The organism is bacterium, from assembly GCA_023150945.1.
In the GTDB taxonomy this organism is placed as follows: Bacteria; Zhuqueibacterota; Zhuqueibacteria; order Zhuqueibacterales; family Zhuqueibacteraceae; genus Coneutiohabitans.
Genome location: JAKLJX010000007.1, coordinates 75,788 through 99,709 on the forward strand (window position 1 = coordinate 75,788; position 23,922 = coordinate 99,709).

25 protein-coding genes are annotated in these 23,922 nt (G+C 60.3%); 18 read left to right on the forward strand and 7 right to left on the reverse strand.

All coding sequences use genetic code 11. From position 1 onward, the window contains the following. Positions 1–12: 12 nt before the first annotated feature. From L6R21_11280 to L6R21_11290, 3 genes are all read right to left on the reverse strand, one after another. Complete coding sequence (locus L6R21_11280; GenBank protein ID MCK6559768.1) at positions 13–1,455, reverse strand: MBL fold metallo-hydrolase; 1,443 nt, start codon at positions 1,453–1,455, stop codon at positions 13–15. Between the two features lie 89 nt (positions 1,456–1,544). Further along, on the reverse strand, positions 1,545–2,348 hold the full coding sequence (locus L6R21_11285) for a sulfite exporter TauE/SafE family protein (GenBank protein MCK6559769.1): 804 nt from the start codon (positions 2,346–2,348) through the stop codon (positions 1,545–1,547). Between the two features lie 508 nt (positions 2,349–2,856). After that, positions 2,857–3,714, reverse strand: a complete 858-nt coding sequence (locus L6R21_11290) for an RNA polymerase sigma factor (GenBank protein ID MCK6559770.1) — start codon at positions 3,712–3,714, stop codon at positions 2,857–2,859. A 482-nt stretch (positions 3,715–4,196) separates the two neighbouring features. Here L6R21_11290 and L6R21_11295 point away from each other — a divergent pair, with 482 nt between their 5' ends. From L6R21_11295 to lysA, 8 genes are all read left to right on the forward strand, one after another. Then, entirely contained in the window at positions 4,197–5,222 is a 1,026-nt protein-coding gene (locus tag L6R21_11295) for a fatty acid desaturase (protein MCK6559771.1), read from the forward strand. Positions 5,223–5,334: 112 nt separating this feature from the next. Further along, positions 5,335–6,777, forward strand: coding sequence for an FHA domain-containing protein (locus tag L6R21_11300; GenBank protein ID MCK6559772.1), 1,443 nt, complete (start codon positions 5,335–5,337; stop codon positions 6,775–6,777). A gap of 236 nt (positions 6,778–7,013) precedes the next feature. Then, positions 7,014–8,549, forward strand: a complete 1,536-nt coding sequence (locus L6R21_11305) for a sigma-54 dependent transcriptional regulator (protein ID MCK6559773.1) — start codon at positions 7,014–7,016, stop codon at positions 8,547–8,549. Between the two features lie 78 nt (positions 8,550–8,627). Beyond that, positions 8,628–8,834, forward strand: coding sequence for a type II toxin-antitoxin system HicB family antitoxin (locus L6R21_11310; GenBank protein ID MCK6559774.1), 207 nt, complete (start codon positions 8,628–8,630; stop codon positions 8,832–8,834). Beyond that, positions 8,831–9,040, forward strand: coding sequence for a type II toxin-antitoxin system HicA family toxin (locus tag L6R21_11315; GenBank protein ID MCK6559775.1), 210 nt, complete (start codon positions 8,831–8,833; stop codon positions 9,038–9,040). The genes L6R21_11310 and L6R21_11315 overlap by 4 nt, the downstream gene beginning before the upstream one ends. A 56-nt stretch (positions 9,041–9,096) precedes the next feature. Continuing rightward, positions 9,097–11,079: a SpoIIE family protein phosphatase gene (locus L6R21_11320; protein MCK6559776.1), complete on the forward strand. Its 1,983-nt coding sequence runs from the start codon at positions 9,097–9,099 to the stop codon at positions 11,077–11,079. A 73-nt stretch (positions 11,080–11,152) separates the two neighbouring features. Continuing rightward, positions 11,153–11,395 carry a hypothetical protein gene (locus L6R21_11325; GenBank protein MCK6559777.1) on the forward strand — a complete coding sequence of 81 codons (243 nt, stop codon included), beginning with the start codon at positions 11,153–11,155 and terminating at the stop codon, positions 11,393–11,395. A 39-nt stretch (positions 11,396–11,434) separates the two neighbouring features. Beyond that, the gene (lysA, locus tag L6R21_11330; GenBank protein MCK6559778.1) at positions 11,435–12,703 is read left to right on the forward strand and encodes a diaminopimelate decarboxylase; all 1,269 of its coding nucleotides are present in this window, start codon (positions 11,435–11,437) and stop codon (positions 12,701–12,703) included. Between the two features lie 54 nt (positions 12,704–12,757). Here the strand turns inward: lysA and L6R21_11335 are convergent, their stop codons facing one another. Next, on the reverse strand, positions 12,758–13,234 hold the full coding sequence (locus tag L6R21_11335) for an SPOR domain-containing protein (GenBank protein ID MCK6559779.1): 477 nt from the start codon (positions 13,232–13,234) through the stop codon (positions 12,758–12,760). A 98-nt stretch (positions 13,235–13,332) separates the two neighbouring features. Beyond that, positions 13,333–13,776, reverse strand: coding sequence for a hypothetical protein (locus L6R21_11340; GenBank protein ID MCK6559780.1), 444 nt, complete (start codon positions 13,774–13,776; stop codon positions 13,333–13,335). A 183-nt stretch (positions 13,777–13,959) separates the two neighbouring features. Here L6R21_11340 and L6R21_11345 point away from each other — a divergent pair, with 183 nt between their 5' ends. From L6R21_11345 to L6R21_11365, 5 genes are all read left to right on the forward strand, one after another. Further along, positions 13,960–14,811, forward strand: coding sequence for a glycosyltransferase family 2 protein (locus tag L6R21_11345; GenBank protein ID MCK6559781.1), 852 nt, complete (start codon positions 13,960–13,962; stop codon positions 14,809–14,811). 24 nt (positions 14,812–14,835) lie between these two features. Next, a complete protein-coding gene (locus L6R21_11350) occupies positions 14,836–15,756 on the forward strand; it encodes a universal stress protein (GenBank protein ID MCK6559782.1) in 921 nt (306 codons plus the stop codon). Positions 15,757–15,840: 84 nt separating this feature from the next. After that, positions 15,841–16,050, forward strand: a complete 210-nt coding sequence (locus L6R21_11355; GenBank protein ID MCK6559783.1) for a cold shock domain-containing protein — start codon at positions 15,841–15,843, stop codon at positions 16,048–16,050. Positions 16,051–16,081: 31 nt separating this feature from the next. Further along, on the forward strand, positions 16,082–17,224 hold the full coding sequence (locus L6R21_11360; GenBank protein ID MCK6559784.1) for an ImmA/IrrE family metallo-endopeptidase: 1,143 nt from the start codon (positions 16,082–16,084) through the stop codon (positions 17,222–17,224). Next, positions 17,221–17,727 (forward strand): DUF4411 family protein, encoded by a 507-nt coding sequence (locus L6R21_11365; protein ID MCK6559785.1) that lies wholly within the window; start codon positions 17,221–17,223, stop codon positions 17,725–17,727. Before L6R21_11360 ends, L6R21_11365 begins: the two co-directional genes overlap by 4 nt. A gap of 92 nt (positions 17,728–17,819) precedes the next feature. Here L6R21_11365 and ychF read toward each other — a convergent pair whose 3' ends face one another. Both ychF and L6R21_11375 read right to left on the reverse strand, forming a co-directional pair. Further along, positions 17,820–18,902, reverse strand: a complete 1,083-nt coding sequence (gene ychF, locus L6R21_11370; protein MCK6559786.1) for a redox-regulated ATPase YchF — start codon at positions 18,900–18,902, stop codon at positions 17,820–17,822. Positions 18,903–18,979: 77 nt separating this feature from the next. Then, complete coding sequence (locus L6R21_11375) at positions 18,980–20,161, reverse strand: DUF2914 domain-containing protein (GenBank protein ID MCK6559787.1); 1,182 nt, start codon at positions 20,159–20,161, stop codon at positions 18,980–18,982. A 160-nt stretch (positions 20,162–20,321) separates the two neighbouring features. Between L6R21_11375 and L6R21_11380 the strand changes: the two genes are divergently transcribed. From L6R21_11380 to hisS, 5 genes are all read left to right on the forward strand, one after another. Then, the gene (locus tag L6R21_11380; protein ID MCK6559788.1) at positions 20,322–20,813 is read left to right on the forward strand and encodes a YajQ family cyclic di-GMP-binding protein; all 492 of its coding nucleotides are present in this window, start codon (positions 20,322–20,324) and stop codon (positions 20,811–20,813) included. A 69-nt stretch (positions 20,814–20,882) separates the two neighbouring features. Further along, the gene (locus L6R21_11385; GenBank protein ID MCK6559789.1) at positions 20,883–21,623 is read left to right on the forward strand and encodes a 1-acyl-sn-glycerol-3-phosphate acyltransferase; all 741 of its coding nucleotides are present in this window, start codon (positions 20,883–20,885) and stop codon (positions 21,621–21,623) included. Positions 21,624–21,749: 126 nt separating this feature from the next. After that, entirely contained in the window at positions 21,750–22,259 is a 510-nt protein-coding gene (locus L6R21_11390) for a nuclear transport factor 2 family protein (GenBank protein ID MCK6559790.1), read from the forward strand. 2 nt (positions 22,260–22,261) lie between these two features. Beyond that, positions 22,262–22,498, forward strand: a complete 237-nt coding sequence (locus L6R21_11395; protein MCK6559791.1) for a hypothetical protein — start codon at positions 22,262–22,264, stop codon at positions 22,496–22,498. A 36-nt stretch (positions 22,499–22,534) separates the two neighbouring features. Beyond that, on the forward strand, positions 22,535–23,893 hold the full coding sequence (gene hisS, locus L6R21_11400) for a histidine--tRNA ligase (protein ID MCK6559792.1): 1,359 nt from the start codon (positions 22,535–22,537) through the stop codon (positions 23,891–23,893). Positions 23,894–23,922 lie beyond the last annotated feature (29 nt).

The window sequence follows — 23,922 nt, forward strand, 5'->3', positions numbered from 1 at the left end:
ACGATCGCCCGCCTAGTTGACCGCTTCGACTTTGCCGCCGGCACTCTGCCAGGCGACATACCCGCCGCTGAGATGAACCACCTCATAGCCGTGGCGCTGCAGCCAGGCCGCGGCAATCGCGGAACGATTGTCGGTGCGGCAATGCAGCAGGATGCGGCGATCCTTCGGCACCTCGGCAACGCGCTTGGGCAACTGTGTGTAAGCGAGATTCTGCGCCTGCGGCAGATGTCCGGCTTCGAATTCCGCCTCCCCGCGCACGTCCAGAATCAGTGTGCCCGGCTGATCGAGGTTGCCGTTCAGCTTGGCGATCGGCAGCACTGCGATTTTGGCGACTTTGCCGCCGCCGGCCTGATATTGCGCGAAGGTTTCCGGCGTGGCGTAACCCGCCACCGCATCCAGCCCGATGCGAATCAAGTCGATCACCGCTTCTTCCACGCGCTTTTCCTCGACGATGAGATAGAACGGCTGGTTGGGCTGGAGATAGGAGCCGGTGGCATTGGGGAAATAATTGGACAACGGCGCCCACAGCGCGCCGGCGATATGGCTTTCGCGGAATTGCGGCCACGGCCGGGTGTCCACGATAACGGCGTTTTCATTCACCAACCGCTTGAGCGCCTGCACGTCGAGCGGCTTGGGTTGCGGCAGTTTGCCCAGGATCGCCGGGCCTTCTTTGTTTTCGCGTTTCATGCGGGCGAAATAAAGCGGCGGCTCCGGCTGGCCCGCGAGAATGGCTTGCACAAACCGGCCCTCTTCCGTGGCGTCGGCAAGCGCGGCGTTGAAGCGTTTTTCATAGCCCACCGTTGATTGCGGCACTGCGCCCAGGGCCTTGCCGCAGGCGCTGCCGGAGCCGTGCGCCGGCCAGACTTGCATGTAATCCGGCAGGTTCTTGAAGCGTTGCACGGTTTGATAGAGCACGCGCGCCGCCGGCTCCTTGGCGCCGCTTTGTCCGGCCGCAGTTTCCAACAAATCCGGCCGGCCGACATCGCCGACGAAAACGAAATCGCCGGTGGCAATGCCCATCGGCTCGTTGGCGCCGCCGCCGAGATCCGTCACCGTGAAGCTGATGTGCTCGGGCGTGTGGCCGGGCGTGTGAACGGCTCGCAACTCGATGTTGCCGACTTTGAAGGTGTCGCCGTCTTTGAGCAGTTTATGATCATAGCTGCCGCCGCCCTGTTTTTTGTCGAGCCAGCGGTACTTCCAGTTTTCGTCGCCCTCATCCGAAACGTACAGGCGGGCGCCGGTGCGTTCCGCCAACTCACGCGCGCCGGAAAGGTAGTCCGCGTGGATGTGGGTTTCCGCGATGGCGGTGATCTTCATGCCCTCGCGCGCCGCCGCTGCGACATAGCGGTCAACGTCGCGCTCGGGATCGATCACCACCGCTTCCCCAGTGCGCTGGCAGCCGATCAAATAACTGGCCTGGGCCAGCTTCTCGTCATACAGCATGCGAAAAAGCATGAGAGAACCTCCTTATGATGGTTTGAGTTTTTTCGAATACAGCCCTTCGTCGCCGGCCATGACATGCGCAACCGCTGCGCGCCGGCGGTTTATGCCAGAAACAACTCTTTGGTCACAATGTAGGCGCCCATGATCAGCACGAACCAGCCGAAAGCCATCTTCAGCTTGCCCGCGGGCGCGTGTTTGTTGAGATAGGTGCCCAACGCAATGCCCACCAGCGGCAGCAACGTGATAAGCATCACGAAACCGTAGTCGATGTTGGCCACGGCCTGTGCCTCACCGATGAAACCGATCAGTGACTTGGCAGCGATGATCAGCAAATCCGTGCCGATCGCCACTTTCATGGGCAGGCCGCCCAGCAGCACCAGCACCGGCAGGATCATGAAGCCGCCGCCCGCGCCCACGAATCCGGTGATGATGCCCACGCCCAGCCCGAGCGCGAAGATGAGCGGAATCTTGCTGCGGTGCAACTCCACCGGCGGCCCGGCCAGCTCCGCCTCCTTCTTGCTGCGAATCATGGCGATTGAAGTGATCAACATGAAAATCGCGAAAACGATCATGACCATCACATCTTTGCTCAGCACCAGGCCGCCGGATTGCAGTACCGGATCGGGAATCGCGGGAAAGATGAAACGCCGGGTAAGATAAACGCCCAGAATTGCCGGCGTGCCGAAAATCACGGCCATGCGCGGGTTGGATTGCCCGCGGCGCAGATATTCAATGGCGCCGGCCAGCGCGGTGGCGCCCACGATCGCCAGCGAGTAGCCGGTCGCTTGCGTGGGCGACACGGCGAACAAATACACCAGCACCGGCACGGTGAGAATCGAACCGCCCGCGCCAATCAATCCCAAGACCACTCCCAACGCCAGCATCGCGACATAGCCCATTGCCATACTCATTTCCACAGAATCTGCCCTCTTGAGAATCTATCGCTTTTTCCACAACCAGGGTATTGACCGTGCTCTTTGGCACTCTCAGGGTTAGAGACACAGTTGCGAAAAAGGTTCCCGCAGGTTGCTGTGGGCTGGGCTAAGCGCCAGATTGGAAAAGAATTACGTGGCCGCCGCGCGCGTTGTCATGAGGATGTGAAAGCTGTGTTCAACCGGTACACGCTTTGGGGCTGAGCGCCCGGGCGGTTTTTTCATTTTTTGGACGGACACGCGCCTGATCTCCCACGGCTGAGCCGTGGGATTTCCGAATGCCAGATTCACGCTCACAAGAATCTCGAAAAAAAACTCGGCTCTGCCGAGGCTGAACATCCACACCAGCCTGATCTCCCACGGCTGAGCCGTGGGATTTCCAAATGCCAGATTCACGCTCACAAGAATCCCCAAAAAAACCTCGGCTCTGCCGAGGCTGAACGTTTCCCGGACGGACACGAATATGACAGCGGGGAAATTCTCAGGCGGGTCGCTTGACCGAACGCTTGCTGGCCGGCCGGCCGGCGTGTTTGAATTCCTGCAGCAGCAAACGATGCAGCGGCTCGGGCAAAGGCCCGCGCTTGAGATTCAAACAAACTTCGTGGGTCAAATCGAGAGTGGCGAACAGAGATTGGCAGCGTGAGCACAACTCCCCGGCGGCAAGGGGAAACTCCACGCCCCGGTCGAGCGCTTCCTGCTTGGCATGCAAAAGATGCAGGCAAACTTGTTTTTCATGATCGGGCGGCGGCGCCTTGCGCTTCGGCAGTTTCTTCACCAGTTCCTTGCGCAACAGCAGCCGGCCGCGATGCACGCGCGTTTTGACCGTGGCTTCCTTGATCCCCAAAACCTGCGCAACTTCTTCCACGGAGAATTCCACAATGTCCTTGAGCAGCAGCGCCATGCGAAAGGGCGGGGGCAGCTTGGTGAGGCCGTGTTGCACCGCCTCCTGAGCCTCGCGGCGCAGCACGTACTCCAGTGGGCCGTCGTGGCCAGAGGGCAGATCGGGAATCTCACCCTCTTCCGGAGTCGGCATTAGCTCGGCGAGGGATTGCATGCGTTGGGGCTGGCCGGCGCGTTTGCGCTTGATGCGCTTGCACGTACGCACCGCAATGGTATAAAGCCAGGTGCCCGGTTGCGCGCGGCCTTCGAACTGCTCCCACTTGCGAAACGCGCGCAGGAAGGTCTCCTGCACCAAATCTTCCGCATCGGTTTGCCGGCCGCACATGCGCAGACCCAAATTGTAGATGAGTCCGCCATGCGCTTCCAACAGGCGGGGAATCGCCTGCTCAGCAAGCTCAGTAGCGGGAGGGGCCGGCATTCGCGGCTTCACGGGCTTCATGCTCTTGCTCATTTGCTGTGATGCGCAAGACGACAGCCGTTTTCAATTGAATGAAAAGTTTGTAGTCTCCACTCCTTGTGAGCGGCTGTTGAAGCCAATGGACTCGCGGTTGCAACAGTGCCCCACGAGGGGGCAGGACTACGAACCTGCACACGGGTTTGAAAAATGCTGTCATGAGAGAAACCGCCCGGGCGCTGGACCCCGCAACATGCACAAGCGAAAAAAAATGTGCTCCTGTTCAAGACAAAGCGCCCGGGCGGTGGCGTTCTGGGACGGAGCAAATATAGTAAACCGGCAGTCCACTTACAAACATTCTAATACCGGCCGGCATTCCCGGCCACTTCAGCCGCGCGATTTCATCGCTTGACAAAGTAGTATTTTTTCGCTAAGCTGCCGCGACTTCAGGATTGATTCCCCCCTCGCGCCGTTCTGGACCCCGGCCGCAGACTCATGATTCATGAACTCAGCAAAATAGGTATCCGATGAACACCAAAAGAGCAGATTTCACTCATTCCCAAACCCGTGAACCACATCGTGAACGCACCAAGGAAATTTTGAGCAAGCACCCCGAGGTCCGGCAGCTTATCGGAAAGAACCCGTACACTTTTTTGATCATTTGCGGCATTGTCGGGCTGCAGATTGTGAGCGCTTACCTCATCAAAGACCAGCCGTGGTGGGCGGTGCTGCTGCTGGCCTACACCATCGGCGCCTTTGCCAACCATGCCCTGTTTGTCATGATCCACGAATGCGCGCACAACTTGCTCTTCGAAAAGAAAGCCTTCAACAATCTCGCGGGCATCATCGCCAATTTGCCGATCGTCGTGCCCAGCGCGATCTCGTTCCAGAAGTACCATCTCAAGCATCATGCCTTCCAGGGCGTGTATGAATTGGATGCCGATTTGCCGAGTCACTGGGAAGCCAAGCTCATCGGCAATTCCTGGTGGGGCAAAGCGCTGTGGCTGCTGTTCTATCCCTTCTTTCAGGCCACGCGGCCGCTGCGCTTGAGGGAGCTGAATCTGTGGGACGGCTGGAGCATCTTCAATCTGATCGTGCAACTCGGCTTTGACGTGGCCGTGTTCGTGTTCTGGGGACCGTGGGCTTTCATCTACCTGCTGGCTTCGCTGTTTTTCTCGATCGGCCTGCACCCGCTGGGCGCCCGCTGGATTCAACGGCACTACATGGTCGACGAAAAAGGCGTGCAGGAAACCTACAGCTACTACGGCCGGCTCAACACCCTGGCCTTCAACGTCGGCTATCACAATGAGCATCACGATTTCCCCTCCGTGCCGTGGAACAAGCTGCCCGACATCAAGCGCTCCGCACCCGAGGCCTACAATAATCTGATCTCGCATCAGTCCTGGACCCGCCTGCTGTTCCAGTGGCTGTTCGATCGCGACCTGTCGCTGTATTCCCGCGTGGTGCGCGACGAGCGCGGCCAGGTCAAGCTCAGCGACGAAGCCCGGCATGATCTCGACATGATCAAACAAACGCCGGCCATGAAAGCTTGAACCCCTCCGCCGGCAAGGTTGTGCGCGGGCCGGCGCTGTTTGCGGTTGTTTGCACGAAAGGCCGGTGCGTGACCGGCCTTTTGCATTTCCTCTTTCAATTCGAGCAGCCTGTATGCCTCTCCGCGAGGAAGAGCGCACGGTGTTGACCACACCGCGCGCGCTGCTGGTGCACATCGAGAAGGGCGAGGTTCGCCACGCCCAGGAACGCTGGACCAGCGGCCTGACCATCGGCCGCAGCGCCGGATGTGACATCAGCTTCGTCAATCCCGAAGTCAGCCTGCGCCACGCGCAAATCGTCTTCGAAGCCGGCCGCTGGTGGGTCATGGATTTGAACAGCACCAACGGCACCTTCCTCAACGGCAATCGCATCGATCGCGCGGCGCTGCCGGCGCGCGCCGATGTAGAACTCGGCCGCAATGGGCCACGCCTCACGCTGCAACTCGAGCCGCTCGGCGAAGCAGTGTTGCCCCTGCCGCCGGTTGCGCCCGCCTCCCTCACCCAAATCGGCAAGCGCTACTTTACCCTCTCCATGCCCAGCAAGATTGGCGAGCACACCCTGCTCATTCGCCGGGCGTTTCAGCGGGTGCGGCGCCAGCACGCGCGGCGCTACTGGGCGATCATCGGCGTCATTGCCACGCTGCTGCTGGTCACGGCCGGGGCGTTGTATTATCAAAGCGTGCAGGTGAAACGGCTGGAGCAATTGCATGCCCGCGCGGAGAGCATGTTTTATGCGATGAAAGCCCTGGAACTGGAGATTGCCACGCTCGCGCCCGCTGCTGCCGCGCGGCCGGGCGCCGAGCTGCGCCGGTTGCAGGAAGATTACAGCCAGTTCGTCGCCGAGGCTCTGGGCATCACGCCGGACAAACTCTCGCCGCAAGACTGGCTGATCTACAAAATCGCGCGCGACTTCGGCGAGTGCGACGGCAGCATGCCGGACGATTTCAAGCAAACCGTGCGCGAGTACATTGCCAAATGGCAAACCACGCCGCGGCTGCGCCAGGCCATTGCGCTGGCCCGGCAAAGAGGCTACACCAATCGCATCAAGGAAATCATGCGGCAACACGGTCTGCCGCCGCAGTTTTTCTATCTCGCGCTGCAGGAGAGTGATTTCGAAGTGACGCGCTGCGGCCCCGAGACCGTCTACGGCATTGCCAAGGGCATGTGGCAGTTTCTGCCGCGCACCGCCAAAGATTACGGCCTGCGCGTTGGTCCGCTGCAGGGCTATGCCGAATTCGACCCCAAGGACGACCGCCACGATTTCGAGAAATCCACCACTGCCGCGGCCAAGCATCTGCGCCTGCTCTATGACACCAAGGCGCAGGCTTCCGGCTTGCTGGTGATGGCTTCCTACAACTGGGGGCAGGGCAATGTGCTGGCGCGCATCGAGCGCATGCCGAGCAACCCGCGCGAGCGCAATTTTTGGCGGCTGCTGAAAAGCGAAAAAATCCCCGCTGAAACCCGCGACTATGTCTTCTACATCATCGCCGCTGCCGTGATCGGCGAAAACCCGCCGCTCTTCGGTTTTGATTTCGCCAGCCCATTGCAGCAAAATTGACTGCTCCAACCGCAATCCCTCTCTTACTCTTACTCTTACTCTTACTCTTACTCTTACTCCTACTCCTACTCCTACTCCTACTCAACCCTCCCCAGAAAACCTCCCACCCCTGCGTGAATCCGCCAGAACTGTGCCTCCCAGCCTGCGGACAAAATGCCGGCGCTAAATCCCGAGCGCCCCGGCTTTGAGCACTCTTCCCGCTTGCATTTCGCGCACGTCGTGCCTATACTTTCGCCATGCATGAATCGGCAACTTCCCCGCAAATCTGGCAGCTCGAGCGCGAGATCTTTCAGCTTCGCACGCTGCTGGAAGTGGCGCAGGCGCTGGGCGAATGCCGGGAGCGTCGCAGCCTCTACAGCGAGGTGCTGGCGATTCTCGCGGGCACTTTCGGCGCCGGCAAGGCCGTGGCGGTGGCGCAGGACGAAGACGGCCGCTGGCATTGCACAGCCAGCCGCGGCGAATTGCTTCCGGAAGCCGTGACCGCCGGAATCAACCAGGCCGGCGCCTTCACGCTGGAGAAAATCCTGGCGGCGTTGCGGCAGTTGCTCGACCCCAGCCTCGGCATCGAGCATTTTGCCGCCGGAACCTTCAGCCTCGGGCGCGATCACCGCGCGGGCGCTTTCGTGCTCGGCCCGCGCTTGCTGGGCGAGCCTTATGCCGAGGCCGATCGCGAGCTGCTCGAAGCCGTGGCCGGCTTCAGCGGCCGCGCCCTGGAAAACCTGCGGCTTTACGAAGCGCTGCAGGAAACCCAGGAGAAATTGCGCCTGGAAAACCTCGCGCTGCGCGAAGCGGCCAAGCGGGATTTCAGTGATGCCGCGCTGCTCGGCAAGAGCGAGGCGATTCAGCAGGTACGGCAGCAGATTCGCAATTTCGGCAGAAGCGACGCCAATGTTTTGATTACCGGTGAAACCGGCACCGGCAAGGAACTGGTGGCGCGCGCCCTGCACTATCATTCTCTGCGCGCCGACGGCCCGTTTCTCGGCGTCAATTGCACCGCCATTCCTGAGAATTTGGTGGAGACGGAGTTTTTCGGCATCGAGGCCGGCACGGCCACCGGCGTGAAGAAACACGTGGGCTGGTTCGAGCAGGCGCACGGCGGCACGCTGTTCATCGATGAAGTCGGCGACATGCCCGCGGCCTCCCAGGCCAAGCTGCTGCGCGTGCTGCAGGAACGCCGCCTGCGCCGCATCGGCGGCGACCGCGAAATTCCGGTCAACGTGCGCGTGATTGCCGCCACCAACAAGAAACTTGCAGAGGCGATTACCGCCGGCAGCTTCCGTGAGGATTTGTTCTATCGCCTGGCGGTACTGGAATTGCGCATTCCGCCGTTGCGCGATCACCGCGATGACGTGGCAGTGCTGGCGCAGCATTTTCTCGGCGTGTTCGAAAACAAGCTGCGCCGCAAAACCGGCGGACTTTCCCCGGTGCTGTTGCAGCATTTGGAAAACCATCACTGGCCCGGCAATGTGCGCGAACTGGAAAATGAAATCGAGCGGCTGGTCACTCTGGCGGAAGAGGGCCAGCTTCTGCTGCCGGAACAGCTCTCGCCCAAACTGCGCAGCACCGCCGCGCCGGCAGCACTGCCGCGGCCAACCGCCGCCCGCCTGCGCGATGCCGTCGATCAGCTCGAACGCGAGATGATTGCGGCAGCGCTGGCGCGCTATCACGGCAACAAGAGCCAGGTCGCGCGCATTCTCGGCCTGAGCCGGCTGGGCTTGCAACAGAAAATGGTCCGGCTGGGCGTGACGAATCCGAGTGCGGACAAGCAATAGCCAATTTCCGGATAGTTTCTCTGTAAGTGATCGTGAGGAATTTGAGTCGATAACCAAAAAATTCACAGGTGATGTCTCATGCGACAAGTCATCATTTATCCTGGCGAAGATGGTTACTGGGTGGCGGAATGCCCGAGTTTGCCCGGTTGCATTAGCCAGGGCAAAACCAGACAAGAAGCCCTCATGAATATCAAAGAAGCTATTATTGGATACCTGGCGGCTCTTGAGGAAGACGGCCTTCCGGGTCCGGCAGAAAATTTTGAGGCGATGCTGGTGGCCGTATGAGCAAACTGCCGGGAGTTTCCGGACGGGATGGTGTCAAAGCACTGGGAAAAGCACGTTGTCAGTTCAAAGGGCAACACGGGAGCCATATGATCCTGCGGCGAGACAATCCATTCTCTCAAGTTGTTGTGCCCGGGCAGGAAGAACTGCACCGTGGCATTCTCGCGCGACTTTCAGGCAGCCGAGACTCCGTGTTGAAGAATACATGAGTCGATTGTGAAGCATCGATTCTGCCGTCGTATCATTTCGCCGTTCATCAACCCCCATGAAAATCCGCTCCAAACTGCTGCTCGCCGTTCTGCTCGAAATCGCGCTGACCATCGTCATCGTGATTCTGTGGGCCTATCAAGGCGCGCAGGATGAGCTGGAGCAGCTTGCGCGCGACCTGCTGCGCGCGCAAACCGATTTCGCCTACGCGCTCTGCGACCGCTACAACCAACGCTACGGCGGGCCGACGGAGGAGTTGAAAGAGCAGCTCAGCGCGGTGCGCATCGCGGTGGATGGCTACATCGTGGCCATCGACAACTCCGACACGCCCGCCAAGGGCAACCTTATCATTCACCCCACCAACGTGGGCGACAATCTCAACAGTCCGCGCTTTCCGCACATTCAGAAGATCATCAACCGTATCGATCGAGCCGGCAAGCCCGACCGCTATTCCGCCTACGACGAATATCATCAGGAAACCGGCGCGCGCGGCCGGCAGGGCGAGCGCAAGATCGTCTACTACATGTATTACAAACCGTGGGATTGGATCCTGCTCTCCTCCGCTTACGAGCGCGATCTCTTCCAAAGCGCGGACGTCGTGCGTCACCGCACCGTCGAGGCCATCGCGGCCGTGGCGATTCTCACGGTCATCATCATGACCCTGTCGATCCGCAAGATTCTCGCGCCGCTACGGCAGTTGAATCAAACCAGCCAGGAGGTGGCCAACGGCCGGCTGGATGCCACCTTTGCCATCGACTCGAAGGATGAAATCGGCGAGCTGGCGCGGTCTTTCAACAAGATGCTGCAATCGCTGCAGCACAATCTGCGCATCACGCAGGAGTTCGAGATCGCGCGGCGCATGCAAACCGAGATGCTGCCCGCGGCCCCGCCCAATCTCCCCGGCCTGCAACTCGAAGCGACCTCGCTGCCCGCCACCGAGGTCGGCGGCGATTTCTATGATTTCATCACGCTGGACGAGCACCGGCTGGCGATCATCGTCGGCGACGTGTCGGGCAAGGGCGTGTCGAGCGCGATGGTGGTGAGCGCGGCGCTCTCCGCGATTCGCTTTGCGGCGGAGGGCCATCAAACCCCGGCAGAAATTCTGGCGCTCGCCAATCGCCGGCTGGCGGTGGATCTGCAACGCGGCATGTTCGTCGCCGCCTTCTGCGGCATTCTCGATCTGGCCCGCGGCCGCCTGCTCTACGCCAATGCCGGCCAAACCCTCCCGATTCTCTACCGCAACGGCGAAGCCATGCTGCTGCCCTCGCCGGAGGAGGGTGATCGCTTTCCGCTCGGCATCCGCCCCCAGATCGATTACGGCCAGCGCCCTCTCGAGCTGGTTGCCGGCGACTTGCTCGTTTTCTACACCGACGGCATCGTGGACATGATGAACCGCGACAACGAGCCTTACAGCTTCGAGCGCTTGCGCGCCTCGGTGCACCGCCACGCGCGTGAATCCAGCAACGGCATGATTCAGGGATTGATCCAGGACGCCGAAGCTTTCTCCGGCAGCCGCGATCATTCCGATGATCTCACTTTGCTGGTCGCCCGCTTTGAGGGCGTGCCGGCCACGGTGCGGCGGTTCGAAGAAAACGGCCGGAATGCCGCCGCCGCGGAACAGGCCATCGAAATTCGCCTCTCTCTGCCTTCGCAGCCCGGCTTCGAGAAAATGGCGATGGAGGCCGCGGCCGAGCTGGCGCAGCAGCTCGGTTTTCCGGCAAACCGCGTGGAAGATTTGCGCACGGCCGTGGCGGAAGCTTGTTTGAATGCCATCGAACACGGCAACAAACTCAATCTCATGAACCGCCTCGATGTGTTGCTCCGGCCCAGCGCGCACAGCCTGACCGTGCAAGTCATCGACAACGGCAGCGGCTTTGCCTTCGCGCTGCCGCCAACGCTCAGCCTCGAACGCAAGATCAGCGGCGAGGAAAGCCCGCGCGGCTTGGGATTGTTCCTGATCGCGAAACTGGTGGATCACGTCGAGTACAAAGTCCTGCCCGAACTGGGGCACGTGACCACCTTGCGGATGGACAAGGATTGATTTCCGCTCGTGTCCGCTCCGGATGAAGCGGAATTGCACGCCGTCAATTGAACATTTGCGGAGTTCCGACCTGATGAAGATCTACTGCCCCATTTGCCGGTGGCAACCCACGGCCGACGCACGGTGGATTTGCCATCCCGGTTGCGACCATTGCTGGAACACGTTTGACACGCACGGCCGCTGCCCGCAGTGCGGCAAGGTTTGGCGCAACACGCGCTGCCTCGTTTGCCTGGAATGGTCGAAGCACGAGCACTGGTATCACGATCTCGAACCGGCGGTGCTGGAGGAGTTCGAGGCGAGTATGGTGTTGAATTGAATTTGCAGGTTGGATGGTCATCGACTTCAGGATCATGCCATGCAGCATTTCTACTACACTGCTTCACAATTGCACTGCGAAAACGTGCCGCTGGCGCAGGTAGCGGCCAGGGTGGCAACGCCGTTTTACTTGTACAGCCGCCGCACCTATCGCGAGAATTTTGCCGAGATCGATGCCGCGTTCGCGGATCATCCGCACCGGATTTGTTATGCGCTCAAGGCGAACTCCAATCCCCATGTGTTGCGTGATTTGGCCGGCTTGGGCGCGGGCGCGGATGTGGTTTCCGTGGGCGAGCTGCAGCTTGCCTTGCAAGCGGGCATGGCCGCCGGCCGCATCGTCTTTGCCGGCGTGGGCAAGCGCGATGATGAAATCATGGCAGGATTGCAGGCCGGCATTCGCGGCTTCAATGTCGAATCCGCAGCCGAACTGGCGGTGATCAACGAACTGGCGCGGCAGCAGAATCGCGTGGCGCCGGTGGCACTGCGGGTCAATCCCAACATCGACATTCACGGCCATCCCTACATTTCCACCGGCCGGCAGGCCGACAAGTTCGGCGTGGAATTGCCGGCCGCGCGCGCGCTGCTCGCCCGGCTGAAAGACTTTGCGCACGTGCGGCTCGTGGGTTTGCACATGCACATCGGCTCGCAAATCACCGAAGCTGCTCCCTTTGCCGCGGTCGGCAGCGCCATGGCGGAATTGGCGCAACAGGCGCTGGCCACCGGGCAGCGGGTGGAATATCTCGATGTCGGCGGCGGACTGGGCGTGCTCTACGAAAACGCGATTACCCCGGCCACGGAAACCGCACCGGCGGCAGGACTGGCGCTCGCGCCGGCGCAGGTGGCGGAGTTGTTGCTCGCGCCTTTGCGGCAATTCGATTGCGAGATTCTGTTCGAGCCGGGCCGGGCATTGGTCGCCACCAGCGGCGTGTTGGTGACGCGCGTGTTGTATGTCAAGGAAGCGCAAGGCAAGCGATTTGCGGTGGTGGATGCCGGCATGTCGGATTTGATCCGGCCGAGCCTGTATCAAGCCTATCATCAAATTGTGCCGGTTCAGCTCACGGCGGCCGAGCAGGGGAAGTATGACGTGGTGGGTCCGATTTGTGAATCCGGGGATTTTCTGGCGAAGGAGAGAGAACTGCCGGCGCTGCAGCGCGGGGATTTGCTGGCAGTGATGACCGCCGGCGCGTACGGCTTTTCGCTCAGCTCGAATTACAACGCGCGGCCGCGGCCGGCGGAAATCATCGTGGACGGCGGCGAAATCTTGATCGCGCGGCCGCGTGAAAGTCTGGAGCAGATTTGGGTGGCGTGAATCAAATCATCGCAGGCAGGAGCATTGACCGGGTTGCGCCCGCAGCGGGCGGCTTCATTCGCGGCGGGGCGGCGGAATGCCGTCATCACCCGGCCCGATGACGCGCGCGGCGGTGAAGCCCTTTTCATGCACCTGCCGCAGCGTGCGCCGGGCGCGCCCTTTGGTGGCATAGGTGCCGACGCACACGCGCCATTCGCCTTCATACAGATACACGAAATTGTTGATGCGTTTCATGCGCAATTGATAGGCGAGATGATCGGCATCGAGCCGCTGGGCAAACGCATCGACCAGCACCGAGTAGGCATATTCGCCCAGTGGACTGGCCGGGGGTTCCAGATCACCGCCGGCAGGCGGCTTACCGCCTTCGGGCGGCGGAGCAGGCGCCTCAGAATCCGGCGCGCCGGTGGAGACGCCATCCCGCACCGAAGGAGGATTCTGCCCGCGATCGGTGCACGCGACAACGAAGAGCAGGGCCACGACAGTGCAGAAGTATCCCAACTTGAGCTTGGGAAAGAGCGGCAGCGCAATCATAATCGTCCTATCGCATTACTCTGGAAAAGCTTTTACGCCCGCGAAGAGGTTGCAGCGCAAGCTTCAAACTTGCTTCGTTTGCAGACGGGAAGCCGGCGCTAGTGATGTTCGCGACACTCGATGTCCTTATCGCCGGGTTTGCGAATCTTTGCCTTGCTGTAGCCAAATTCAAACACCAACTTGTTCAGCATTTTCTGCGCGGGTTTGGCATCCCAATAACGCCCCACGGAAACCACCCAGCAGCCGTTGCTCTGTGGGTAACAATAGTTGTGAATACGGTCCTCGCGCAGTTTCTGCGAAAATCCGCGTGCACTGACCTCGCTGGGGAAGACTTTGATCACTACGGTGTATTCATCGGGACGGGGCAGGCCTTGGGTGTAGATGGGTTGTTGGCAGCCCGAGCTGGGTGTGCCGATGGACTCCTGAACGCCGTCGCCATTTTCTTGCTCTTCTCCATTGTCATCGACGACGCAGATGCACGAGTTTCCGAACCCCAAGAGCAGCGCCACCATCAAGATGGCGAACAGCGGCTTTGATATCATGTCCTTCCGCCTCAGCGTTTGGCCAAATCCCTTTGTTGCGGCGGAATTTAGTCAAAATTTCCGCCGGGCGCAATATCATTCTCGAAGGTGAGGGGTGTTTCTCGTGCGCCGTAACGGCACCGCCGCGATTGACATTGAGTCTGCGGCTGGCTATTATGGGACAAAAACCAAGCGATGTCAGTCATGAGCCGAACGCCGTTGATCTCCGTCATCATCCCGACTCACAATCGCGCGGCGTTTTTGCGCGAGGCGGTGGCTTCGGTGTGGGCGCAAACCGAGGCGGATTTCGAGCTGTTAATCGTCGACGACGGCTCCACCGATGCAACGCCGCAAATCTGCGCGGCCTGGGGAGAGCGCGTACGTTACCTGCGGCAGCCGCGGCGCGGCGTGTCGGCCAGCCGCAATCATGGCCGGCGCGAGGCGGCCGGCCGTTTCCTCGCCTTTCTTGATTCCGATGATTTGTGGGCGCCGGAAAAACTGGCAGGCCAGCGGGCGTGGCTGGAGCAGCATCCCGGCGTGCTGTTGTGCCACACCAATGAAATTTGGATTCGCAACGGCCGCCGCGTCAATCAAAAGAACATTCACCGCAAGGCCGGCGGCTGGATTTACCCGCTGTGCCTGCCGCGCTGCGTGATCAGCCCGTCGGCGGTGTGCATGCGGCGCGAGCTGTTCGAGGCTGTGGGGGAATTCGATGAAGAACTGCCGCTCTGCGAAGATTATGATCTGTGGCTGCGCGTCACGGCGCGCCACGAAGTCGGCTTTCTCGATGCGCCGCTGGTGATCAAGCGCGGCGGCCATGCCGATCAGCTTTCGCGCAGCGACTGGGGGCTGGATCGCTACCGCGTGCGGGCGCTGCTCAAGATGCTGCACCACGGCGGCCTCCCGGCCGATTGGCAGCACGCAACACTTGCAATGTTGCTGCAAAAATCCCACATTCTGGCGCACGGATACGCCAAGCACGGCAAAACACTGCCGGCGAGCTACTATGCTTACTTGATGGAGGCCTTTGGCGCCGAAGCCGCCGGCCAGGTTTGAAACCATGATGAGGCGAGGTGTGGCATGATTCAGATCCGCGAAATCCTGATCCCGACCGACTTCTCGGAGCCGCCGGCGGCGGCGATTGGGCACGCTGCCATGCTGGCCGAGCGGTTCGGCGCCCGACTCACCATGTTGCACGTCATCACTGCCAAAGAGGGCAAAGCCGCGGCGGAGTTCCCGGAGCTGGATCCCGCCCGTGACGAAGAAGAAGCGGCGGCAGAGGAGGAGGTTGCAGAGCGCTTTGGTCTGCAGCCGCTGCAACGGTTGCAGGTGCGGCGGGAGCTGCGCCACAACGCCCATCCCGCGGAAGAGATCACGCGCTTCGCCGCGGAAATCCAATCCGACTTGATCGTCGCCGGCACGCACGGCCGCAGCGGGCTGAGCCATCTGTTCATGGGCAGCCTCGCGGAAGACTTGATGCGCTCGGCAAACTGCCCGGTGCTGGTGGCACGCACGGCCGGTCCGGCAGCCACCGAGGAAGTGATGCCCTATCTTCAAATCCTCGCGCCCATCGACTTCTCGCCGGACAGTGAGAAGGCCCTGCGCTATGCCATTGCGCTCAGCCAGTTGTTCAATGCCCAGCTTCAGATTCTGCACGTCGTCGACATGCCGGTTTATCCCGCGCACTACGCCGTCAATCACGCGCTCGCCGAGCAGTTCAGCAGGGATTTCATCACGCTGTCACACGAAGAAATGGAACGCTGGCTGGCCGGCTTCGAGCAGAAGCCGCGCCGCCACCAAACGCACGTGCAGGTGGGCCGGCCCTATCACGAAATCGTCAAATTCGCCGAAGCGCAGGACATTGATTTGATCGTGATGGGCACGCGCGGTCTGAGCCGGCTGCAGGAGTTCTTCCTGGGCGGCAATACTGCCCGGGTGATCCGCCATGCGCCGTGCCCGGTGCTGGTGGTGAAGTTGAATGAGAGGGATTTCGTGCAATGACAGAGCACGGACTACGGCAATTGCAATTGGCGGCCGCGCTGCAGTCCGGCCGGCAGATTCATCGGCACTTTTTTGGAGGCATTCATGCAATACGGCACGGTCAAGAGATGGGACCCGACCAAGGGGTTCGGCTTCATCACCACCGATGAGGACGAGGATCTTTTCGTGCACGCTCATGATTTGGACGCCAGCGTGCCGGGCCGCCAGCTCAAACCCGGCCAGCGCGTGGGCTTCGACGTCCGGCGGGAGATGAAAGGCGATCGTGCCGTGCGCGTGCGAGTGATGAAGGGGTAGAGGTCGAAGGACGCTGACAGGAGGAATGAAGATGAGATTGTCGGTAAATACCTCCGTGCTTGCCTGGGCGCTGGCGCGTTCCGGCCGCGCTCGAGAGTTACACACCAGCTTTCCGCGCCTTTCCGATTGGTTAAGTGGTGAAGCCAGCCCGACTCTTCGCCAACTCGAGGACTTTGCAAGGGCATCTCGAATGCCATTTGGATATTTGCTGCTCGAAGCACCACCCGCCGACCCGCTTCCCATTGCTCTTTTCCGCACAAAAGAAGAAAAAGACACGCCTCCCGGCGTGGCCAGTCCGGAACTTATTGATACAGTGCATTGGATGTTGCGGCGTCAAGCCTGGTTTCGTGAGCAGCTTATCGAAGAGGGGTGGGAACCGCTGCGGTTTGTTCGCTCGGCATCGCTCACCGCTCCTCCTGAAGAGGTTGCACACCAAATGAAAGAGATTTTGGGATTGGGCCCGACGTGGGTTGACGATCATCGCAACTGGACGGGCGCACTGAAAGCTTTGATTGATAAGATTGATCAGGCCGGAATTCTAGTGGCTGTCAGTGGCATTGTGGGCAACAACACGCACCGCATTTTGAAAGTCGACGAGTTTCGCGGTTTCGTTCTGGCAGATGAATATGCTCCGCTCGTCTTTGTCAATGGTGCGGATGCCAAGGCTGCGCAAATGTTCACACTGGCACATGAACTTGCCCATGTCTGGTTCGGCCAAAGTGCTGCGTTCGACCTACGCAATCTGGAACCGGCACAGAATAGGATCGAACAGGCCTGCAACCGCGTCGCGGCAGAATTCCTCGTTCCTGCCTCGCTATTGCGCCGTTTCTGGCCCTCGGTCCGCAAGATGAGCAGCCGTTTCCAGGCTATTGCTCAACAATTCAGGGTTAGCGAGATCGTGGCCGCTCGTCGCGCTCTCGAGCTCAGTCTCATCACAAAAGAAGAGTTCTTGAAATTCTATCTTGCCCAAACCGAACGCGAACGCCGGTCACAACAGGGTAGCGGTGACTTCTATGCAACTCAGAATCTTCGTATCGGAAGGCGTTTTGGAGAGGCAGTCATACGTGCTGCCCGGGAAGGTCGTTTGCTTTATCGCGAGGCCTACCGGCTTGTCGGTCTTCACGGCCAAACTTTTGACCGCTATGCACAGGCGATTTTGGGGATGGTGGCATGAATGCAATGCCCACCTATGTTTTGGATGCCAATGTATTCATCCAGGCAGCGCGTCGGTATTACGCCTTCGATATTGCGCCGCGATTCTGGGAGGCGCTGGTGGAGTATGCTGAGCGAGGGCGCTTGATAAGCATTGATCGTGTCAAAGTCGAGTTAGATCGCGGCAAAGATGAACTAACACAATGGGCCAATGGTCGATTTCAACAGTGGTTTCGCCCCACCAATCGTGACGATGTGCTAATTGTCTACCGTCAAATCATGCAATGGTCGCAAAGCCAGCATCAATTTACCGCAGAGGCGAGAGCGGATTTTGCCGACGGTGATAATGCCGATGCCTGGCTTGTGGCTTTTGCCCACGCCGATGGCAAAATCATTGTCACCCATGAAGAGTATGATCAATATGTGCGCCGGAAGATCCCCATCCCCAATGCCTGCCAGCCATTCAAAGTCAGGTGCGTAGATACCTTTCAAATGCTTCGTGAGCTTTGTATCCGGCTGGGCTGATGCACTCCATCTCTACCCACAGAGCCATTGAGGAAAGACCAACGGGAGGCTTCAGTCATGCGCACTGCCCGGAGTTGGAGCAGCAGTTGGCCTTACACATTGAACCGAATGTTCAAAATGTCGCCATCCTTCACCACGTAATCCTTGCCCTCCAGCCGAAGCAGGCCTTTTTCCCGGCAGGCATGTTGGCTGCCCTGGGCGATCAAATCCTCATAGTGCACCGTTTCCGCGCGGATGAAGCCCTTCTCCAAGTCGGAATGAATCACACCGGCGGCCTGCTGTGCCCGCGTGCCGCGCCGGATCGTCCACGACCGGCACTCGTCCTCCCCCACCGTGAAAAATGAGATCAGGCCAAGCAGCTCGTAAGAAGTGCGGATGAGCTTGTGCAGCGCCGGCTCGGTGATGCCGAGATCGGCCATGAAAGTGGCCGCATCTTCGTCGCTCAGTTCTGAAATCTCTCGCTCGATTTCCGCGCTCAGCGAGGTCAGAGCACAATGCGGGGTCACGTGCGCCGCCAGGTTTTTTTCGATTTCGGCGGCTTGCGCAATTCTGTCCTCCGCGATGTTGATGACGTAAAGCAGCGGCTTGAGCGTGAGAAACTGATAACCGCGAATCATCTTCTCATCCTCCGCTGCCAGCTCCAGCTCGCGCAGCGGCTTTTCCTGCTCGAGTTGCTGGCGGAAGCGCTGCATCAACGCCAGCTCCCGGACCTGCAGCTCGTCCTTGATCTTGGCCAGGCCCTTTTCCAGGCGCTCGATGCGGGTTTCGACCACGGCGAGATCGCTGAGCAGGAATTCGCTGTTGATGAAATAGATATCCTGGCTGGGATCGATGCGGTTGAGCGGATGAGGCATGTTTTCATTCTCGAAGGCCCGCACCACCAGCATGATGGCGTCCACGTTTTTCAGATTCGCGAGAAACTGCGGAGACAGGGCCAGGGGCTTGTCGCCGCTGCTGTCCAGGCCCTGAACTTTGACATACTCGATGACGGCGTTGACTTTTTTCTTGGGATTGAACATCGCGGTCAGCCGGTCGAGACGGGCATCAGGCACTTTCACCATGCCGCGCTCCATCTCGGGCTTGTGAAAGGCGCCCTCGGTGCTCTTGTGCTTCAGCAGAGTGGAGAAGATCGTCGTCTTGCCGGCAAAAGGCAGGCCTACAATTCCAATTTGCATATGGCAATCCTGGTTGAGTTGCGGTTCATTCGTGCACCGGCAAGATAGCAAAGGGCACCCGCCAAAGTCAAGGCGCGTCAGAGATAGGCAGTGGTGAATCGGACGGGCCGTTCTGTGGCTTCCCGCACGCGAAACGGAATGCGGCCGAGCAGGCGGCCGCTTTGCGTGCGCACTTCGACGCGCCAGAGGCCGGGCTCGGCGTTGCGTTTGCGCGTATACCAGCGCCAGCCGCCGTCCCGGCCGCCGCGCGCTTCGTAGGAAATCTCGTCGCGCGTCACCCAGTCGCCGGCCGCGTTCTTCTTCTGCCAATGATGCACGATGCGCTGCTTCAAATCCGTGGGCGCGAACACCGCGGCGAAACAGTAAATCGTGTCGCCCGGCGCATAGGCAAAGTCGCGGTCATCCTTCTTGAACACCTGCCACCAGGCCGGCGCCGTGTACTTGACTTCATAGCGGTCCTCGACGCGCCGCACACTGCGGTAGATACCGCCATCCTTGAGTGCCAGCGGCACGGGCGGCATCCAGTTGAGAAAATAGAACAGAATCTGCGCGGCGAAGATCGCGGCGGGCGGCCACAGCAGCCGGCGCAGATCGTTTTTCATCTCGGCCAGCGATTTGCCGTAAATGGCGAGCCAAACGCCGGCGATCAGCGCCAGGCTCAACATCCCGCTCGCGAGAAACATCAGCGCGTTCATCACCCGCGTCACCACCGGCAGAAAGAAGGTGAGAAAGGCGAAGCAGCAGAAGAAGTAGATTGCGACCAACAGACGAATGTGGCGCAGGCGATGCGAGAAGAATTCGTTGATCAGCATGAGCGCCACCAGCAGGCCGATGAAGAGATAGGAGGTGAACACGCCCGCGCTCTTGAAGTAGAACACAACGTAGCTCGACAGCAGGCTGCCGAAGAGGAAATGCAGGCCGAAGATGATCCAATCCCGGCGCTGCTCCAGCCAGGCCGGGAAGCGGTACCCGCGCTCAAGCCGGCCCAGGATGATGAGCAGCACGCCGGCGCACAGGGTGTAGATCAGCAGGATGACATTATCCAGCCAGGCATCGATGCGCGTCAGCGTCAGGGAATCGTAGACGAAACCCGTGGCAAAAGCGGCGAGGGGAAGATATTTTTCGTAGCGGCGGTACGTGCTCTCGCCCTTTTGCTTGAGTTTCTGCGCCTGTTCCAGTTGTTGTTGATAAAACGTCTGCCATTTCGTGCGGTACGCCTCCAGGCGCTGCCGGCACCAGGTAATCTGACCTGCGAACATGTTCTCCCTCGGATTGGTGAGGCTTGATCGTGCGCCAGCGCCTGCCGCTGCCGGAAAAAGCGCTTGCGTCTCAGACAGGCTGGCCGTACATTGCCGCCGCCAATGTATCGAATTCACGCTTGCGGTTCAAGGGTGACCAATCAATTCGCAGGGACACGGCATGCCATCCTTTGATATTGTCAGTGAGGTGGATTTGCAGGAAGTCGATAACGCCCTGAACAACGCCAGGAAAGAGTTGGCGACCCGCTATGACTTCCGTAACTCCAACACGCGGCTCGAGCTCAACAAGAAGGAATTGACGATCGCGCTGCACACCGAAGACGAGATGAAGGCGCGGGCGGTGCGTGAGATTCTCTCCATTCACCTGGCGAAGCGCAAAATCGATCCGCGTGCTCTCGCGTTCGGCGACCCCGAGCCCGGCCAGGGCAAAACCATCAAGGTCGAAGTCAAGATCAAGAAGGGGCTGGACAAGGACACCGCGCGCGAAATCGTCAAGATCATCAAGGACAGCAAGCTCAAGGTGCAGGCGGCGATACAGGACGAGCAGGTGCGGGTGACCGGAAAGAAGATCGACGACTTGCAGGCGATCATCAAGCTGGTGCGCGAGAGCAACGTGGAAATCCCGGTGCAATTCGTCAACATGAAAAGCTGAAAGAGACGGGAACGTCCCCTCCTCTTCAATCACGGGAGAACTGCCATCGACACCCCTTCCACGGGCCGCGTGCGCACGGCCTATCTCACCCTGATGACGTTGCTCGCGCTGATCGGCGGGATGATCGGCGTGATGGTGATCAGCGTGGTCACGCTCGGGCAGGCACAGAACTTCATCACCACCACCTTCGGCAGTTGGATCGGGCGCTTCGTGCTCGCCTGCGCCGGCGTCAAGATCAAATTCCAGCATCTCGAAAATCCGGTGCGCCGCCCCGCCATCTTCATCGGCAACCACAGCTCAACGCTCGACATCTTCTTGATTCTCGCGCTGCGGCTGCCGCGCGTGCGCTTCGTGGCCAAGCACGAGTTTCTCTACAATCCCATGTTCGCCGTCATGGGCCTGCTCAGCGGCCAGATCTTCGTCAAGCGCCAGGATTCGGCACAGGCGGTGGCCACGCTCAATCGCGCCTATGCGCGCATCCGGCGGCAGCGCTACAGCCTGTTCGTCATGCCGGAAGGCACGCGCATCGAACACGGCGCCATCGGCGTCTTCAAAAAGGGCGCTTTTCGCATGGCGATGGATCTGCAGTATCCCATTGTTCCAATCTACTTCGGCGGCGCGCGCCGGCTGTGCCCGGGCAAATCGCTGCAGGTGCGGCCGGGCACGGTGTTGCTGCGTTTTCATCCCGCGGAAGAGACCAGCACCTGGACGGCCGACAATCTCGACGCCCAGGTCGCGCGCATCCGCGAAAACTACGTGCGTTGGGATCAGGAGTTCATGGCGAATTACGAGACGATGATCGCTGCTTGAGGTGCGTCCGCGCTGCGGATCACCCGCCGGGCTTGCCCGGTACACCCGCTGTTGCCGCAAACAGAAGAAGAGGTTCCGCCAAGACGGCTCGCCTGCCATTCCGGACTGGACCAAGGAAGAAGAAAAATGAAACGAGTTGCCTGGGCAATCTGCCTGAGTTTCTCCCTGCTGGCGTGCACCAGTGAACCGGCGAAGCGGTCGGGTTCGCAAGCGGCGCTGCCGGCCCTGCCGCCCGGCGATCCCCGGCGCGATGAGATCCTGCAAGAGATCAGGAATTACTACAGCGATTTCAGCGCGCGCAATTGGACCGCCTTTGCCGAACACTTCTGGCCCGGCGCCACGTTGACCACCATTTGGCAGCCGCCGCAGGAAACGCAACCGCGCGTGGTGGTGACTTCACTGCCGGAGTTCCTCGCGCAGACGGCCCAGGGCCCGGACAGCAAATCGATTTTCGCCGAGCGCATGCTCGACGCTGAAGTGCACGCCTTTCAGGACCTGGCCCAGGTCTGGGCGCGTTACCAAGCGCGCTTCGGCGAGCCCGGCACCGTCGAGACGTGGACCGGCATCGATGCCTTCACCCTGATGCACCATCAGGGCCGCTGGAAAATCGTGTCACTCGCCTTTGCCAGAGACTGACCATGAAACGTTACGCCGAAGTACTGCGCAACTACCTGGGCCGGCGCGGAGAGTTGCGGCCGGTCTACGGGGGCTTCCACTTTGCGGTGAGCAAATCTGCGGCCGGCAGCGCGCAACTCGTCGAAATCGGCGCGGACTATGCCGAGTTCGCGGTGGCGCCCGGCTACCTGCTCGTGCCGCTCTCTTTGCTGGTGCTCGAAATGGAATCAGTGCCGCAGCCCGCTGCCGGAAAGACGTGAGATCTGGTAACTGCAAAACGAGGAGTATTTCTCAAGATGATAAGTGTGCAGCCGCCGAGCGGCACCCGCGACTTTCTCGCCGATGAATTGCGCAAGCGCCGCCAGGTGATTCGCGTCATTCAGGAAGTGTACGAGTCATTCGGCTTCGAGCCGCTGGAGACGCCGGCGTTCGAGAATCTCAGCACGCTGCTAGGGAAATATGGCGAAGAAGGCGACCAGCTTTTGTTTCGCATTCTTCGCCGCGGGGAGAAATTGCAGGAGGTGCTGGCAGCCGGCGCGGGCGCGCAAAACGAACTCAGCGATCTGGCGTTACGCTACGATCTCACTGTTCCATTGGCGCGGGTGATGGCGCGCTATCGCAGCCAATTGCCCAAATTCTACAAGCGCTATCAAATTCAGCCGGTGTGGCGTGCTGACCGTCCCGCCAAGGGCCGCTTTCGCGAGTTCATGCAGTGCGACCTCGATGTATGCGGCAGTTCGTCACTGGTGGTCGAAGCCGAAGTGTTGGCGGCTGCGTGCACCGTGCTGGATCGCCTGCAGTTCAGCACCTACAGCATCAGCCTCAACCATCGCGAAGTCTTGCGCGGGTTAATCGAGGCGGCGGGCGCGCCGGCTGAGCTGGAAGCCACCGCACTGGTGGCGGTCGACAAGCTCGACAAGCTCGGCACTGCTGGTGTGCGCGCGGAGCTGGTGCAACGCGGGCTGGCCGTGCCGGCGGCAGAAAGACTCCTGCGGCTGTTGGAGCAGGTGCAGAATCTCCCGGACAACGAACAGCGGCTGGCGCGCCTCGGGGAAGAGCTGCACCGGCCCGCGGCCGTTGCCGGCCTCGAGGCGTTGCGCACGATTCTGGTACTGAGCCGGGACACGGCTGCCGGGCCGCGATTGATGATCAACCCCAGCCTGGCGCGCGGCCTGTCTTACTACACCGGCGCGATTTTCGAAGTGATTGTGCCGGGCGCGGCCGGCTCATTGGGCGGCGGTGGCCGCTATGACGGCCTGGTCGGCATGTTTGCCGGGCAAGTGATTCCCGCCTGCGGCTTTTCGCTTGGGCTGGAGCGCGTGGTGTTGGTGCTGGACGAACAGGGCCGGTTTGATGCGGCGGCGGGTGCAATTCAAGTTATGCTCATGAATTTTGCCGAAACCCAGGCCGAAGTTTTGGCGCTCGCCAACCGGTTGCGCGGCCTGGGCGTGTCTTGCGATGTCTATCCCGAGGCCGCCGGTTTGAAACAGCAATTCAACTATGCCGCCGGCCGCAACGTGCAGTATGTCGGGTTCTACGGCGAGCGCGAGCAGGAAAGCAACCAACTTCGCCTGAAGCGCCAGACTGATGGCGCGGAGTTGAGCCTGGCTCTAAATGATTTGGAGAATGAGTGGAAAAAGCTGACTAGGCTGTAGCGGCCGCGCCAAAAACAGCTTGACTTTGG